Source organism: Pseudomonas sp. GM18 (assembly GCF_000282195.1).
Taxonomy (GTDB): Bacteria; Pseudomonadota; Gammaproteobacteria; order Pseudomonadales; family Pseudomonadaceae; genus Aquipseudomonas.
On record NZ_AKJT01000036.1, the window covers coordinates 129,856 to 142,665 of the forward strand.

Annotated in this window: 11 protein-coding genes; 2 read left to right on the plus strand and 9 right to left on the minus strand. The window is 59.7% G+C overall.

The genetic code is table 11. The features are described 5' to 3' along the window. Positions 1-30: 30 nt before the first annotated feature. From PMI21_RS17525 to PMI21_RS17495, 7 genes are all read right to left on the minus strand, one after another. Complete coding sequence (locus tag PMI21_RS17525; protein ID WP_007937055.1) at positions 31-657, minus strand: antibiotic biosynthesis monooxygenase; 627 nt, start codon at positions 655-657, stop codon at positions 31-33. Continuing rightward, complete coding sequence (locus PMI21_RS17520) at positions 650-1,066, minus strand: DoxX family protein (protein WP_007937056.1); 417 nt, start codon at positions 1,064-1,066, stop codon at positions 650-652. Before PMI21_RS17520 ends, PMI21_RS17525 begins: the two co-directional genes overlap by 8 nt. 419 nt (positions 1,067-1,485) lie before the next feature. Then, on the minus strand, positions 1,486-1,854 hold the full coding sequence (locus tag PMI21_RS17515) for a DUF6124 family protein (protein ID WP_007937057.1): 369 nt from the start codon (positions 1,852-1,854) through the stop codon (positions 1,486-1,488). Positions 1,855-2,363: 509 nt separating this feature from the next. Next, positions 2,364-5,309 carry a C-type lectin domain-containing protein gene (locus PMI21_RS17510; protein ID WP_007937058.1) on the minus strand — a complete coding sequence of 982 codons (2,946 nt, stop codon included), beginning with the start codon at positions 5,307-5,309 and terminating at the stop codon, positions 2,364-2,366. Positions 5,310-5,588: 279 nt separating this feature from the next. Beyond that, a complete protein-coding gene (locus PMI21_RS17505; protein WP_007937059.1) occupies positions 5,589-5,969 on the minus strand; it encodes a DUF6124 family protein in 381 nt (126 codons plus the stop codon). 389 nt (positions 5,970-6,358) lie between these two features. Continuing rightward, the gene (locus PMI21_RS17500) at positions 6,359-7,843 is read right to left on the minus strand and encodes a hypothetical protein (RefSeq protein WP_007937060.1); all 1,485 of its coding nucleotides are present in this window, start codon (positions 7,841-7,843) and stop codon (positions 6,359-6,361) included. Between the two features lie 138 nt (positions 7,844-7,981). Beyond that, positions 7,982-8,905, minus strand: a complete 924-nt coding sequence (locus PMI21_RS17495) for a LysR family transcriptional regulator (RefSeq protein ID WP_007937061.1) — start codon at positions 8,903-8,905, stop codon at positions 7,982-7,984. A 418-nt stretch (positions 8,906-9,323) separates the two neighbouring features. On the opposite strand from PMI21_RS17495, the gene PMI21_RS17490 reads away from it, so the two are divergent. After that, complete coding sequence (locus tag PMI21_RS17490) at positions 9,324-9,788, plus strand: helix-turn-helix domain-containing protein (protein WP_007937064.1); 465 nt, start codon at positions 9,324-9,326, stop codon at positions 9,786-9,788. Positions 9,789-9,899: 111 nt separating this feature from the next. On the opposite strand, the gene PMI21_RS17485 is transcribed toward PMI21_RS17490, so the two are convergent. Together PMI21_RS17485 and PMI21_RS17480 are read right to left on the minus strand one after the other, a co-directional pair. Continuing rightward, entirely contained in the window at positions 9,900-10,724 is an 825-nt protein-coding gene (locus PMI21_RS17485; protein ID WP_007937066.1) for an alpha/beta fold hydrolase, read from the minus strand. Positions 10,725-10,748: 24 nt separating this feature from the next. Further along, on the minus strand, positions 10,749-11,333 hold the full coding sequence (locus tag PMI21_RS17480) for a flavodoxin family protein (RefSeq protein ID WP_007937067.1): 585 nt from the start codon (positions 11,331-11,333) through the stop codon (positions 10,749-10,751). 240 nt (positions 11,334-11,573) lie between these two features. Between PMI21_RS17480 and PMI21_RS17475 the strand changes: the two genes are divergently transcribed. Next, positions 11,574-12,810, plus strand: a 1,237-nt coding sequence (locus tag PMI21_RS17475) for an ATP-binding protein (protein WP_007937068.1), incomplete at its 3' end; no start/stop codon positions are given.

Sequence of the window (12,810 nt, forward strand, 5' to 3'; positions counted from 1 at the left end):
CATCAGTGAAATGAAGCAAAAAGCGCCAGCTCAGCGCGGCGAATTTGCGTTGGATTCGAGGTGCTCCCGTGGCTGACTGACCGTCAGCCACGGCGCAAACAAGCGAGTTGCGGCCGGCATGCACACGTACACCACCGACACCACGATGGTCACGGTGATCAGGAACGTGGCGACCAGGTAGTTGGAGAGAAAAGCGTTGAGTTTGAGCAGCGGCCCCCAGAGCAGCGGCACCAGCAAGGTGTGCGGCAGAATCACCAGCAAGGACAACACGGCCTGCTTCCAGCGCGGCGGTGGCGAGGCGGCATCGGCCAGCGGCGCGAACCAGAATTCGTTGACCGGGTTGACCTCGGTCTGGTCGCCGTCGGCCAGCATCGGCGAGGCTTCATCGATCAGCGCCTGACGTTGCGGCGAATCGAGCCAGCGCTGCATGGCCTCGGTGGAGCAAAAGCGCAGCACGCAGGTGAACATGTCCAGGCCTGCGTTCTTGCCGCGGATCACGTCCACGCCCAGATGTCCTTCCATGCGCCCCGCTACGCTGACGATGTTGCGCAGCCAGGCTTCATAGGCCGCTTCGAAACCGGCCTTGACCCGGTGCTTGACGATCAGCGTCACGATCTCATCGGACCCCGGCGCTTTTTGAGTTTGGGCTTCAGACATAACGGAGCACTCCGGGCAAACGAACATTGAGCGCCAGCCGTCCAGGCCCGGCGATAAACACAGAGGTGAAGATGATCAACAACAGCCAGCCGAACTGCCCTTCGGCCACACTCCATTCCGGGTGCACGACCAGCAGCGCCACCAGCAGCACAAACAGAATAGGCAAGCACGCCAGCCGCGCCAGAACACCGGCGACGATCAATAGCGGGCACAGGACTTCGGCGAAAATCGCCAGGCTCAGGGTGAGGTGGGCGCCGAGGTGGAATGGGTCTTCGATCAGTTGCAACTGCGCGTTGAAGTCCAGCAGCTTGGGCAAGCCGTGAACCCACAGCAGGAACAAGCTGCCGGTGACCCGCAGAAACAGCAGCCCGAGGCTTTGCGCCTGTTCATTGCGTTGCGAAGCATTCATGGCCGCACCCCTGTTCAATCATTGGCTTGAATAGTGCCGCCAAGGGGTAGGGAAAAATTGAATGTACGTGCTCTCTTTGCGATACGAAGAGCTTAGGCTCAACGCCCCCCGTAGGAGCTGCTGAAGGCTGCTCCTACGGGGGGCGTTGTGGCGAGAGAGTTTGCCCCTCGCCCAGGGTGCCATAATGCGATCTGTAGCAGCTGTCGAGCTTGCGAGGCTGCGTTCGGCTCGGGCCGCGTTCGGACGCAGCAGTCGTGAGTCCGGCTGACGCGGTCTGCCTGACACACCGCAATCACTGGTTTGACGACTGCTGCGCAGCCGAACGCAGCCTTCGGCAGCTGCTACAAGGAATGCGTCGCGGCTGAAATTGCTTCAATGAACAGCATTACTCGCCACAGGGATGTTTTGTGATGACCCGGTCAGACGGCCGGGTCAGCCTTCAGCTCCAGACTATCCAGCGCCCGACTCACCGCCAGTTCACCAAACATGATGAGCTGCGCGACACCCAGTATCGTATTGCGCTGCGGCCCCTGCAGAAACCCGGCACAGTCACTGGCGATCACCTTGGCCGAGGCAAAGGACTCGCAGGCATTGGCCAGTAACTCTTCGATGTCGATGTTGGGGGCGACGGTGTAAATCGTGCTCGGTTTGCGTGGGGGCTTGGTGTCGGACGGTTTGAGGTAGTAATCGAGGGCGCGCTCGGCGGCTTCGTTGAGTTTTTTTGAATCGGGGGTTTCGTAGGGGGAAACGTCGTCGGTTTCGGGTGGGTTGGGTGTGATCTTGAACATGGTGAAACTCCTACAAGAAATGGAGCCACCAAGACCTGTCGCTAAACAGGTAAGGGTGGCGGCTGCACGCAGGTTAGCGAACCGGGTGTAGGCGCCCGGCAGACCCGAAGATCTCCCGCGCACAGCCGCCATGACATCAATCGCAGACATGAACAATCTGCAAGAGAGTTTGGAGCGCTGTTGCGCCTACAAAGGTTCGGGTCGCTAAACCCGATCGCTGATTCGTCAGTGACCGGGAAACAATAGAGCCCGGCCCTTAGGCACACAAGCCGGCGGATTCTGGCGCAGTCGTAGGCAACGGCGCAAGGATCTGTAGCTTGAGAGAGTGTCTGGAGATGTCTCTTAAACATCGCTGTTTATAGATTGGAGAGCGGTTATAGACAGCGGGGACGAACTAATAAATACGTCCCCTTTTGCCTTTCTTTTGCCTTTACAGACGATGGGGTGAGGTTATCCAGCACCCGAGTCATGGAGCCGGCTGCGTCTCCATATTGAGGGTGCGCGAATGCTCAACCGATCAGACACAACGCTGGTCGTCTATAGCCGTCACCATGGAGGCCATATGGAACGTTACCCCCGTGGGCCGGGGCTCCGGTAAGGTTGAAATAATAATGTGAGCCTCCGCCCCCATCCGCCACCCAAGCCCCATACAACGCACTGGGGTGAGCTTGTATGAGCGGCCACCCCAGTAACGCTGCGACATTTCCTCCTTCTCGGGCATAAAGGTTATAGAACGCCAGCATTTCGTTCAGCGTGGCCAAGCGGCCGCCTCTTGCCTGGCAATAGTTGAATGCTTCTGGCCATGTCCGCCAGGTTGAGTCATTTTGCAGCAACGTTTTGATTCCGCTGACTGTTACCGTGTAGAAAACCTGGACATCGTTTGCATCCCGGACATGGATTCTCGTAGAACCATTGGCTCTGCACGTCACTGTTCCACCCTGGCTGGTGACGCTGGCAACGTTGCTGTTTTCGGAAGTGTAGGCATAGGGTGGTCGACCTCCTGAGGCCGTTTGCGTGAAGATGGCTTCGGGTGGAACACTCGCTGGTGGGCGACCTTGTGCAACGATGAAGTTGACTAGATTGAGAGTTTTATTAGGGCCTGGGTTAAGCGCCGGTAGTATGGTCAACGTCCGGGCCGCTGATTCCGGCAATGTCCCGTAAGTCGCCTTCGCCGTATAGCTGTGAGCGCCCTGTGCTTGCCCCGTCAGGGTACGAGTCCAGCCACCTGTGGCGCCGACGGTGATTGTGGCTTGCACAGCGCCCTTGTCACGCAGTTCGATCTTCTGATTGGCACTCGCCTTGCCGGTGAACACGAACGTGGTCGCGGTGGTGGAGGTGCCATTGGGAATTTCCGGACCGCTGGCAGAATTACCTTTCACTGAGGTGATCGTCGGCGCCACGGCGGCGATTACCGTCAGCAGACGCACATTGGAGTAGGTCGCGGTGGGGTGATATAGCGATTTGAAATACAAACGGTGGCTGCCCTCCCCTACAGTGATCGTGCACTCCACGTCCCCCGTCGTCGCATGGGCAGTCGCCGCACCCTTGGACACCGCGCTCGGACCGCTGCCATCGAAAATCTCCACTTGTTGATCGTTGCTCGCCTTGCCCTTGAGTTTCAATGTGGTGCTGGTGGTGCTGTTGCCCTCCGGCACTTCAACGTTGTTCGCGTCCAGCACATTGACCAGCGTCGGCACGATCACGGCCACCACCGTCAGCTTGCGCACGTTGGAGAAAACGTAGTCGGGGTGATACCGCGACTGGGCATACAAGCGACGACCACCCACCGGTACGCTGATTGTGTGCTCCCAGATACCCGTCGTCGGGTTGGCGGTTGCTATGCCCTTGGACACCGCGCTCGGACCGCTGCCATCGAAGATCTCGACGGGCAGCCCCTTGCTGGCGAAGCCCTTCAGCTTCAGGACGGTGCTCACGGTCAGCCCGCCCTCCGGAACTTCCTTGCTGCCAGCGTCGGTTACGCTGCTCAACGTCGGAACCACCAGCTCCACCGCCTTGATGGTATAGGTGCGATCCGGAAACACCGTGGCCGTCGCCGGGTTGTTGCTCTCGTCCAGCGACGCCTTGAACTTGATCGTTAATGTAGAGCCGTGCCCGAGCAGCTTCAGGTAGCTGTTGACCAGAACCTTGGGCCAGAAGCCCTGGCTGACCCACGTGGCGTTGACCTTTGAGATCCCGCCACTCCAGACTTGCAGGTTGTGCGCCGTGCCGTCCGCTTTTTCCCCCTCCAGCCTCATCCACACTTGCTGGCCCGCTTTGATCAGCGTCCAGAGCAATGCGTGGATGGTCGCGTTGCTGGTGCCCAGTGCCATCACATCCAGCACGTTGTTGGCATCGGCCTCGACAATCTTCGGCGGGATCAGCGCCGTCGTCGGCAACGGCAGAATGTTCAGCGACAAGAGCAATGAGGGAGTGGTTATGCCGTTGTGTTCGATAACGTAACTGACGGTCACGGTTTTGCCCAAGCTGTAGGCCAGCACCGAGCGTGGCACGACAAACTCCAGCCCGGCGCTGACCAGGCGTTGCGGGCTGGTGAAGGAGCCCGCCGCTGGCGTGCCGGTCGCGCCTTGCCACTTCACGGTCACCTTGTAGGTAGGCAGCAGCGAGCCTGGCGGCACCGCCACCCGGACATCCTGCAGGGTCGGGTTGAAATTGTTGCCTGTCTGGCCCTTGACGGTCGGGGCCAGCAGATTGAGACGGTTGGCGTGGATATCAAGATAGGTCGTCGCCGACTGATTTCCGTTGCCCAACTGATCGGTCACCGTGCATTTGACCGGTGTATTGGCGTTGTCGCCGATCTGCTGGAAATCAGCGGCGGTCAGGGTCAGCGTGATCGGCTTGGAAGGATCAGTGACGGTAAACGTGGTGTTCCAGGTACCCACATCCAGGCGAATCTCATCAAATGGCCGCGCGAAGCTGACGTTGAAGGTGACCAATACCCCCGCCGCCGCTTCTGCGGGGCCGACGCCGTTGGCAACGATGTTGGGGGGAAAGACGATGGTGATGCCGGCCGGCGCGGGGTTACCGGGTGCCGGATCGTGGTACAGCACATCCAGTACCGGGGTCGAATCCTCGAAATTCCCGCTGGGCCGGGTGACCCGATAAAACAGCTGATTGACGCCGTTCACCAGCCTCCCCAGCGGCAGGTACAGGAGAATGCGCAGTTGCTCTTCTCCCGGCAGGATGACCTTGCTCACGGAAGTGGCTTTGCCGTTGGCCCACACTTCCACGGTGTCGAATGCATCCAGCGTAAACGTTTTCAGCATCGTGACGGGATCAACCACCAGTGCCAGACCATTTGGCATCTGATAGATGGACTGGGGTATGCCGAGATGGGCGTATCCGGGCGGAAGCACCGTTTGTTTCGAGCCAGGGATGAACATGGGAACCAACAAAAGTCCGGCGCTGGCCTGTGCGGAATTGACGTTGATGCTCATCTTTTTCTCCTGGTGCGTTGTGCCTGAGTCATTTCGGGATCAAGCCTCATCACACCGCGAAAGGAGAAAACCGGCTACTGTCAGATCTGACAGGTGACGGTGGCTTTACGACGAGCGGTCATGTGCGATGGTTTTTCAGGATTTTCGCAAGGCACAAAAAAACGGCCTGTGAAGGGCCGTTTTCGGTTGCAACGGAGTCAGATGCCAGTCAGTGCGTTCACCTTTCCTGTGGCGAGGGAGCTTGCTCCCTCGCCACAGGAATCAGCGTTTGACCTCAAGTTACAGGGCCGGATCGGCCTTCAGCTCCAGACTATCCAGCGCCCGACTCACCGCCAGCTCACCGAACATGATGAGCTGCGCGACGCCCAGTATCGTATTGCGCTGCGGCCCCTGCAGAAACCCGGCACAGTCACTGGCGATCACCTTGGCCGAGGCAAAGGACTCGCAGGCATTGGCCAGTAACTCTTCGATGTCGATGTTGGGGGCGACGGTGTAAATCGTGCTCGGTTTGCGCGGGGGCTGTTTGGCGCCGTCGGGGTCGGACGGTTTGAGGTAGTGATCGAGGGCGCGCTCGGCGGCTTCGTTGAGCTTTTTGGGATCGAGGGGATCGTAGGGGGAAACGTCGTCACTTTCTGGCGGGTTAGGTGTGGCTTTGAACATGGTGAATCTCCGTTATACCTGATGGAACCACCAGTACCTGTCGCTAAACAAGTAAGGGTGGCGGCTGTACGCAGGTTAGCGAACCGAGAGGTATAAGACCCGGCAGGCCCGAGGGCCTCCCGCGCACAGCCACCATATCGAAACTGCAGACATGGAATGCCTGCAATATGACGGAGCGTTGTTGCGCTTATACCTGTTCAGGTCGCTAAACCCGATCGCTGATTGGCAGCGATGCGGAAACGATAAAGACCAGGCCCAAAGCGCACAAGCCGGCGGATTCTGGCGCAGTCGTAGGCAACGGCGCAAGGATCTGTAGCTTTCAGGAAGTAACGCTAAACACCATTAAACACTGCACGTCGAATACCAAAAACCTCTCGCCCCTTCTCTGGTCAACGAGTGTCCTTGATAGTGTATTCCTGCGCATTGAAATCCGTCCTGGCCGCCGAACCAGGCACCTGATCCATGTACACCGAGAACACGATAGACAATTTGCTCCCGGGCATGAGCGCCAGCAGATAGCCAGATTGGATGATCGTGCTGTAACTACCAGCCGTAACCCATGCTCGATGAACCGCGTTGCGCGTGTCTGTCCATAGAGTGAGGTTATGCTCGGCGCCGCTGGTATTGCGGCCCATCAACATCAACGACACTCGTTGTCCGGTCAGGATATGTGGCCAGATGCCAAACCGCAGGGTCGCTCCGGCAATGACGTCCTTCAGATCAAGCTCGGTTGTACCGTTCGCTTCGGCAATCACCGGGGAAACGAGCGAGGCCTTCGGGATAGGCAGAACATTTAACGGCCAGGGCGGTGAAGTAACTGGCGCCGATGAGCCACGCGTGTAGGTGAACGAGATACCCGCCGCCTTGCCGATGCTGAAAGGCACCAATGGAACGGGCAACGGTATTTTCATGGGCATGGCGCCCACCGGGACAGGGCTTGTGGTGCGCGAACCCGCCGCCGGCGTGCCTGACTCGGCAGTCCAGGTCACACTGACCAGATCGGTAGACTCACTCGCATAATTCAAGACAGCGGTCAAATGTGTCGTTGCGTTAATCGGGTTCAAATTGGCGTCATCTAGCGCTTCCTCGATCGTCACTTCCCGGCTTACCACTGCGCTCGTCAGGACGATGTAGTTTCGATGGGCTAACGGCTGGGCAAGGGACGGATCCTGACTCCCTTGCAGCCCCACCATTAACTTCAGGGTCAGTACGCTGCGGTCCTTGAGCCCGTGCAGGGCAGTGGCGGAGTGGCTTCGCTCGTAGTAACCGAAACGGTTGAATTGATCGGTGATGACATCGCTCGGCGGTTTCCAATACTCCTCATCGAAAACGCTGTCATCGGCGTTGGTGCCTGTAAGCCGCAGCCAGAGGTATTGGCCCCGACCACCCAAGGGCCACGCGTTGATTCGGAGGATAAAGTCGGTCAGGCCCTTGACGTCCAGCATCGGACCTTCCCCGGACTGTTCTGCCTGGGTGATGAAGGGACGAGGCCAATCGCGTTGCGCCAGAGGCAGCACGTACACCACCTGTGGCTCTGAAGTCACGGGGGCAGCGGTGCCGCGAATGATGGTGTAAGTCACCATCACCGTGTTGCCCAGATTGAAGATCACCAGCGAATTAGGGAGTCGACTCACCAGCGGCCGGGTGCTACCGGCGTTGATGAAAGCCGTGGTGAGAGAGCCGTTTGGTCCGGAGCCCGGAGCACCTGTCCAGGTCACACTCACCTGATCGGCGTCCTGCAACGCCGGATCGGTCACCTCGATCATGAGGGTGTTCCTCACGTCCACCGGATTGAGGAGGGACTGATTAGCGCTTTCCTGGATGACAGGAGGCGGTGGGCTGCCGGCGTTCACTGTGGCGGTAGCGATGTTCATTGTTCTGTCCCTGTGCATGATCGATCCGGCCCCCGAAAGAGCATTGAATGAATCACACACCGACGTACGGGTACGCGCTACTGTCAGAACTTATAGGTGAGTGGCTGTTTCAGACGAACGGTGCGGCGCGGTTTCGCCTTACACAGCCGGAATATCCAGCGAGGCCGACATGAACTGGCTGATCCGCGACCGCAGCCATTTCTCGGCAGGATCGTTGTCATGCACCCCGCTCCAGGCCATCGACAGTTGCGCGGCGTCGATGGGGAACGGCGGATCTTCGGCGCGCAAACCACAACCCTCAACCAACGCACACGCGGCGTAATCCGGCACGGTGGCGATCATCTCCGTGCCGACGAGCAACGCGCGCAAACCACTGAATTGCGGCACGCCCAGCACCACGCGGCGGGTGCGGCCGACCTTGGCCAGGTCGAGGTCGATGTTGCCGCTCAAGTCTCCGGAGAACGACACCATCGCATGTGGACGGGCGCAGTATTCGTCGAGAGTCAGAGGCCCCGGGCGGTCATCGCCACGCAGGACTTTGCAGGGGATGTCCCGCAGTTTCTTGCGCTTGGCATTGGCTGGCAGGTCGGTGGTGTAGCTCACGCCCACCGAGATTTCCCCCGACGCCAGCAACGCCGGCATCAGCAGATAGTTGGCGCGACGCACCACGACCACGATCCCCGGCGCCTCTTCCTGCAACTGGCGCAGCAACGGTGGAAACAGCCCGAACTCGGCATCGTCCGACAGCCCGATGCGAAACACATCGCAGCTGCTGGCCGGCTCGAACTCTTTGGCGCGGCTGACCGCCCCCGAGATGGTGTCCATGGCCGGTTGCAGCTCCTTGAGAATCGCCAGCGCCCGCGCCGTCGGTTCCATGCCGCGACCGTTGCGCAGCAACAACGGATCGTCGAACAAATCACGCAACCGGCCCAGCGCGGCGCTCACTGCTGGTTGGCCCATGAACAGCTTTTCGGCGACGCGGGTCAGGTTTTTTTCGAACATCAGCGCTTCGAAAATCACCAGCAGGTTCATGTCGACGCGGCGCAGATCATTACGGTTCATGGGCACGGTTCCCTTTTGTGTTCAGCCAGGCGCAAGTGTGTCGGACTTTACTCGATCATCGGTACTTTCGCAGCTCAGAGCCAATGCCAGGCCAAATCCGCCAAGCAGGCAAACGCGGGAATGCTTCATGAGATCACCCTTGCCTGAGCCAGAAAAAGCAGCCCTGCCCAGGCCGCTGCACGTCGTCAATCTTGCATGACCATGCATCGGCGCGAATTGCAGCGATGTGCTCAGTTGGCGCATTTTCACCCTTAAGCCTGACTACGGAATTAACAACGTTTAACTCGCAAGCCAAAGCCCTCGCGACCAAAAATGAAGCCTTCTGCGCAGACCTCTTTTTTTAGAGTTTTTAGAAAAAGAAACGTGCTGACCCACCGTGCAGCGCAACCGCGCGCGCCCATCGACACGGACATTGGCCATGGCTCATTTTCAGCAAACCGCGATCAGTGCGCGTGCCACTGAAACACGAAAAAAAGCCACGGGCGGCCTGAGTCCCTGGCGTGAAACCCTCGTCAAGCAGTTGATCCTCGATAACCTCGGTGAACCCCTGGAAGTGACGGAACTGGCACGGGCCTGTGCCCTGTCGCGAAGTCATTTTTCCCGGGCGTTCAAGTGCAGCACCGGTGTTTCACCGCAGGACTGGATCCGACAGCAACGCATCGTCCGGGCCAAGCAGTTGATCCAGAACACGGACATGACGCTGACGCAAATCAGCCTGGAATGTGGCTTCTGCGATCAGGCACACTTCTCTCATATCTTTACCCGCAGCGAAGGCATTACACCGTTTGCCTGGCGCTGTCGGGCCCTGCGTACCCTACCCTATCCCGAGATCAAAAGATCGCAGCCTTCTGCAGCTCCTGCGGGTGTTCACATCACCTTGTAAGCGCTGGCGCAGCCTGCAAATGAACAGCAAAGATCGCAGCCCTCGCCAACGCCCACAGACGTTCACTTAACGCTGTAGGAGCTGGCGCAGCCTGCGATCTTTTGATTTTGATCAGCCCTTGATGAACGCCAGCAGATCTTCGTTGAGTTGATCCTTGTGGGTATCGGTCAGGCCGTGTGGAGCTCCCGGATAGACCTTCAATGTGGAGCCTTTGACCAGCTTCGCCGAGGCGATGCCGGCGGCTTCGATCGGCACCACCTGGTCGTCGTCGCCATGCACCACGAGGGTCGGTACGTCGAACTTCTTCAGGTCTTCGGTGAAGTCGGTTTCAGAGAATGCCTTGATGCAGTCGTACGCGTTCTTGTGACCGGAGGCCATGCCCTGCAGCCAGAACCAGTCGATCATGCCTTGCGAGGGTTTGGCGCCCGGCCGGTTGAAACCGAAGAACGGACCGCTGGCCAGATCCTTGTACAGTTGCGAACGGTCGACCAAGGACGCCTGGCGAATACCGTCGAACACTTCCATTGGCAGGCCGCCGGGGTTGGCCTCGGTCTTGAGCATCAGCGGCGGCACCGAAGAAATCAGCCCGGCCTTGGCCACGCGACCGGTGCCGTGACGACCGATATAGCGTGCCACCTCGCCACCGCCGGTGGAGAAGCCGAACAGCACGGCGTTTTGCAGATCCAGGTGCTCGATCAACTGCGCCAGGTCATCGGCGTAGGTGTCCATTTCGTTGCCGAACCATGGCTGGCTCGAACGCCCGTGACCCCGGCGGTCATGGGCGATGACCCGGTAGCCTTTGGAGGCCAGGAAGATCATCTGCGACTCCCAACTGTCGGCATTCAACGGCCAACCGTGGCTGAAGACGATCGGCTGACCGGTGCCCCAGTCCTTGTAGTAAATCTCGGTGCCGTCTCGGGTGGTGAAGGTGCTCATTTTGATTCTCCTGATGCATGGGGTTTACGACGGTTGATAAGAGGTATGAGCCATTCGTTCGGCCAGGCGCGCCACCCGCTCGCCCAAATGTGCGGCGGTACGGCGGTCTTCCAGGGGAGGTGCACATTCGGGGGATTGTTCGACGTTTGATTGGGCCATCGCCCCCAGCGAACTGCCGAGTCGGTTCAACTGCCCGTCGAACACGCCGATGCTGCTGCGCGCGGGCAGCAGGTCGAGGCCGACCCAGATCATCGAGTGCTGGGCGGCGAACACCGCCATCTGCAGCAACGTGTTGAGCTTGTCGCCGCACAGGCAGCCGGAGTTGGTGAACCCGGCGGCGAGTTTGTCGCGCCAGGGTTGGGCCAGGTAGAACGACGCGGTGGCCTCCATGAAGCCCTTGAACGCCGCCGAGGCACTGCCCATGTAGGTCGGGGCGCCGAAGATGATTGCATCGGCACGGTGCAAGCGTTCCCAGTGTTCGTCCACGTCCTCCACCGGAATCAGCCGACAGGTGCTGCCCAGGTGCCGTTCCACCCCCAGTCCCACGGCTTCGGCCATGACCCGGGTGTGCCCGTAACCACTGTGATAGACCACCACCACGTTGCTCATTCCGGCTCCTCCAGAAGTGTTCGTCCTTTTGCGGCACGCTTTTTGTTGCACTTTCTGTTGCAAAAAGGCCGATACCTTCGGCTAATTGAAGAAATGGATTTTTGAGCGTAGACCGGACACAACACGAGTTAAACGTTGTTAATTTTCTACTGCGCACCTGACGCTGCGTTGCGTTGCCGAAAAAACTTGAGGAACATGCCCGAATAGCGCGTGATGACAGATGCAAGCAGGAGTGACCCGTTGACCCTTTCCCCCGAACAGGCCATCCATTTCGGCCCCTACCGGATCTACCCCGGACAACGCCTGGTGATGGAGGCCGACCAGCCCCTGCGCCTGGGCCGGCGGGCCATGGACATTCTGTTGATGTTGCTGGAGCACGCAGGCCAGGTGGTGAGCAAACAACACCTGATTGCCCGGGTCTGGCCGAAAAGCGTGGTGGAAGACATCAACCTGCGCGTGCACATGGCGGCACTGCGCAAAGCCCTCGGTGACGGTCAGGCCGGCCAGCGCTACATCGTCACCGTCGCCCAGCGCGGCTACAGTTTTGTCGCGCCGTTTTCCCTGGAATCCATCGAACAACGCCCCCAAAACGACGCCAATGAACCGGGCGGCCATAACCTGCCGGTCCGCCGGACTCGCATGATCGGCCGTCAGGCCTTGGTCGACAGCCTGTTGGCGCAACTCTCACAGCAGCGTTTCATCACCCTCGTGGGCCCCGGCGGGATCGGCAAGACGACCGTGGCGCTGCGTGTCGCCGAGCAACTGATCGGTCGCTATCGAGACGGCATTCGCCTGGTGGACCTGGCACCGATCAACGACCCTTTGATGATCGGCGCGCACCTGGCGACGGCGCTGGGCTTGCGGTTGCATGACGACGACCCCATGAACGGGCTCTTCACGTGCTTGCGCGAACGGCAGATGCTGCTGGTCATCGACAATTGCGAACACCTGATCGATGCCATTGCGTTGCTCAGCGAAAGCATCCTGCGCGCGGCGCCCCAGGTGCACATTCTGGCCACCAGCCGCGAAAGCCTGCGGGCCGAAGGCGAATGCGTGCAGCGCCTGGAATCGCTGGACTGCCCGCCGCCCATCGCCGTGCTCGACCGCGCTCAGGCCCTGACATTTTCGGCGCTGCAATTGTTTGTCGAGCGGGCGATGGCCAGCCACGACAGCTTCGAACTGAGCGAAACCGACCTGCCGCTGGCGATTGAAATCTGCCGTCGCCTGGACGGCATACCGCTGGCGATCGAACTGGCGGCGGCGCAAGTCGGCAACCTGGGTTTGAGCGGCTTGCTGTCGCAACTGCAAGACAGTTTTCGTCTGCTTGCCCAAGGCTGTCAGACGACCCTGGCCCGCCATCAGACCCTGCGCGCCACACTGGACTGGAGCTTCGAACTGCTCAATGCCTGCGAGCAAACCTGCCTGCGTCGATTGGGGATATTCCGGGGCGGTTTTACCCTGGAATCGGCGGCCGCCG

What these genes read in the sequence shown, in the direction of transcription:
- PMI21_RS17520 (WP_007937056.1), bottom strand. Translation starts at nt 1,066, where the DNA reads ATGAATGCTTCGCAACGCAATGAACAGGCGCAAAGCCTCGGGCTGCTG.
- PMI21_RS17515 (WP_007937057.1), bottom strand. Translation starts at nt 1,854, where the DNA reads ATGTTCAAGATCACACCCAACCCACCCGAAACCGACGACGTTTCCCCC.
- PMI21_RS17490 (WP_007937064.1), top strand. Translation starts at nt 9,324, where the DNA reads ATGGCTCATTTTCAGCAAACCGCGATCAGTGCGCGTGCCACTGAAACA.
- PMI21_RS17505 (WP_007937059.1), bottom strand. Translation starts at nt 5,969, where the DNA reads ATGTTCAAAGCCACACCTAACCCGCCAGAAAGTGACGACGTTTCCCCC.
- PMI21_RS17485 (WP_007937066.1), bottom strand. Translation starts at nt 10,724, where the DNA reads ATGAGCACCTTCACCACCCGAGACGGCACCGAGATTTACTACAAGGAC.
- PMI21_RS17510 (WP_007937058.1), bottom strand. Translation starts at nt 5,309, where the DNA reads ATGAGCATCAACGTCAATTCCGCACAGGCCAGCGCCGGACTTTTGTTG.
- PMI21_RS17495 (WP_007937061.1), bottom strand. Translation starts at nt 8,905, where the DNA reads ATGAACCGTAATGATCTGCGCCGCGTCGACATGAACCTGCTGGTGATT.
- PMI21_RS17480 (WP_007937067.1), bottom strand. Translation starts at nt 11,333, where the DNA reads ATGAGCAACGTGGTGGTGGTCTATCACAGTGGTTACGGGCACACCCGG.
- PMI21_RS17500 (WP_007937060.1), bottom strand. Translation starts at nt 7,843, where the DNA reads ATGAACATCGCTACCGCCACAGTGAACGCCGGCAGCCCACCGCCTCCT.
- PMI21_RS17525 (WP_007937055.1), bottom strand. Translation starts at nt 657, where the DNA reads ATGTCTGAAGCCCAAACTCAAAAAGCGCCGGGGTCCGATGAGATCGTG.